2 protein-coding genes are annotated in these 2,530 nt (G+C 67.0%); both read left to right on the forward strand.

What is annotated here, in order from left to right; genetic code table 11:
• The coding region (locus ACE3TU_RS21340) for an Lrp/AsnC family transcriptional regulator (protein WP_374627868.1) at nucleotides 1-428 on the forward strand (428 nt) is incomplete at its 5' end.
• Nucleotides 429-580: 152 nt separating this feature from the next.
• A partial coding sequence (locus ACE3TU_RS21345) for an excinuclease ABC subunit UvrA (RefSeq protein ID WP_374627869.1) occupies nucleotides 581-2,530 on the forward strand: 1,950 nt, incomplete at its 3' end.

Consider the following 2,530-nt stretch of genomic DNA (forward strand, 5'->3'; position numbering starts at 1 on the left):
CCCCTGTCGCCGAGATCGGCCGCAAGGTCGGACTCTCGACGACCCCCTGCTGGCGCCGCATCCAGAAGATGGAAGAGGACGGGGTGATCAAGGGCCGCGTCGCCGTGCTCGACCCGACCAAGGTCAATGCCGGCGTCACCGTCTTCGTCTCGATTCGCACCAACGAACACAATGAAGCCTGGATGCGGAAGTTCGCAGCGGTGGTCGAGGACTTCACCGAGGTGGTCGAGTTCTATCGCATGAGCGGCGAAGTCGACTATCTGCTGCGCGTGGTGGTGCCCGATATTGCCGCCTATGACGCGTTCTACAAGCGGCTGATCTCCAGGATCAACCTGACCGACGTCAGCTCGTCCTTCGCCATGGGCCAGATCAAGTACACGACCGCCCTGCCGCTCGAGTTCGCCATCGTCTCGGACGACGACAAGTAGTCGGAGAACGCCAGGCCGCCGAAGGACCGGGCCGCGGGATCACCCGGATGCCTCCGGCCGGCGCGGCCATCACCGGCGCGCCCGGCCCTGTCGAAACGACTGACGTTCGGGCGACATCGGGGCAGACCGCACAGCTGAAAAGGGGAACAGGCGTGTATGGATCGATCGTGGTCCGCGGGGCGCGTGAGAACAACCTCAAGGACGTCTCGCTCGACATTCCCAAGCGCAAGATCACCGTGTTCACCGGCGTGTCCGGATCGGGCAAGTCGTCGCTGGTGTTCGGCACCATCGCGGCCGAGAGCCAGCGCCTGATCAACGAGACCTACCCGGCCTTCGTGCAGCAGTTCATGCCGCACTACGGCCAGCCCGATGCCGACGCGCTCGAGAACATCTCGGCCGCGATCGTCGTCGACCAGCAGCGACTTGGCGGCAACTCGCGGTCGACGGTTGCCACCGTCACCGACACGGCGCAGATGCTGCGGGTGATCTTCTCGCGGGCCGCAACCCCGCGGCTCGGCTCGCCCGGGCTCTACTCCCACAACGATCCGCGCGGCATGTGCCCCGAATGCGAGGGCATCGGGCAGGTGGCGGCGATGGACATGCGCGCGGTGCTCGACGAGACCCGCTCTCTCAACGATGGCGCGCTGCTGCCCAAGGACTTCGCGGTCGACGGCTGGTATTGGGAAGTCTACCGGAACTCCGGCCTGTTCGACATGGACAAGCCGGTGGCGGAGTTCTCCGACGCCGAGCGCCAGAACCTGCTGCACCTCGATGACGGCCGCAAGGTCAAGGTGGGCAAGATCGGCCTCACCTATGAAGGTGTGGTCGCCAAGCTCAAGAAGGGGCTGGGCGCCAAGGACCCCGAGAACCTGCAGCCGCACGTGCGGGCGGAGTACGATCGCATCTTCACGCGCAAGACGTGTCCGGCCTGCGCCGGCGCGCGACTGAACGCGGCCGCGCTCGGCAGCCGGCTCTCGGGCCGCAACGTGGCGGAACTGTCGGCCATGCAGGTCTCCGACCTGGCGCCCTTCGTGAGGGCGCTCGACGCCCCGCAGGTGCAGCCGATGGTGCAGGCGCTCGCGGCACGGCTCGAGAACCTGATCACCATCGGCCTCGGCTATCTCAGCCTCGATCGCGAAAGCTCGACCCTCTCGGGCGGCGAGAGCCAGCGGGTCAAGATGGTGCGCCATCTCGGTTCGTCCCTGACCGATATCACCTATGTCTTCGACGAGCCTTCGGTGGGCCTGCATCCGCACGATGTCGGCCGCCTCGCCGGGCTGATGACGCAGCTGCGCGACAAGGGCAACACCGTGCTGATCGTCGAGCACAAGCCCGACATGATCGCCATCGCCGACCATGTCGTCGACATGGGTCCGCTGGCCGGCTCGAAGGGGGGCGAGATCGTCTACGAGGGGGATTTTACCGGCCTGCTGACCTCCGGGACGCTGACCGGCAACCACATCCGGCGCTACCAGCCGATCAAGACCGAGGTCCGCGCCCCGGCCGGCGAGCCGCTGCACATCTCCGGAGCGCGACTGAACAACCTCAGGGACGTGAGCGTCACGATCCCGCGCGGCGTGCTGACGGCGGTCTCGGGCGTCGCCGGCTCGGGCAAGTCGAGCCTGATCCAGGGCTGCCTGCCGCTCGCCTATCCCGAGACCGTCATCATCGACCAGACCCTGGCGCGCGGCTCGCGGCGCTCGAACACGGCGACCTATACCGGCATTCTCGACAATGTCAGGAAGGCCTTCGCCAAGGCCAACGGCGTCGACGCGGCGCTGTTCTCGGCCAACTCGAAAGGCGCGTGCCCCGACTGCAACGGCCTCGGCGTCATCTACACCGACCTTGCCCACCTGGACCCGATGATCACCACCTGCGAGACCTGCGAGGGCAAGCGCTTCCTGCCCGAGGTGCTGGAGCACCGGCTGCGCGGTCGCTCGATCGCCGAGGTCTACGAGATGAGCATCGAGCAGGCGGTCGGCTTCTTCACCGAGGCTCCCGTCGCCAAGGTCCTCAAGGGCCTCGTCGATGTCGGGCTGGGGTACCTGACCCTCGGGCAGCCGCTGTCCACGCTTTCGGGCGGCGAGCGGCAGCGGCTGAAG

Origin of the sequence: Devosia sp. (assembly GCF_041917035.1) — a bacterium.
Lineage (GTDB): Bacteria > Pseudomonadota > Alphaproteobacteria > Rhizobiales > Devosiaceae > Devosia_A.